This window comes from uncultured Roseibium sp. (assembly GCF_947494555.1).
GTDB lineage: Bacteria > Pseudomonadota > Alphaproteobacteria > Rhizobiales > Stappiaceae > Roseibium.
In genome coordinates, this window is the sequence record NZ_CANLVF010000021.1 from 1 (window position 1) to 218 (window position 218).

The 218-nt window shown below is 64.7% G+C and carries 1 pseudogene; it reads right to left on the bottom strand.

The window, feature by feature from the left end:
• Positions 1 to 185: pseudogene (locus Q0915_RS32055) on the bottom strand (ABC transporter permease); the annotation flags it as partial.
• Positions 186 to 218: the final 33 nt, after the last annotated feature.

The following is a 218-nucleotide window of genomic DNA, read 5'->3' on the forward strand; positions in this document are numbered from 1 at the left end:
AACATGCCGCTGCCGCTGGCAATGGAGAGAAAGAAGATGAAGACGAGGATCGTGCCGCAGATCGCGCCCAGTTCGGGTCGGATCAGGGCCTTGCGCACAGAGGACATCTCGCGGACGCGTTCGTCCTTCTCAGGTGTCTCTGGCTCAGGTGCCTCGGGTGCGGCGGTCTCTTGGGACTCAGCCATAGGTCTCCTCCTGCGTGCCGGTCGGGCCGGCCG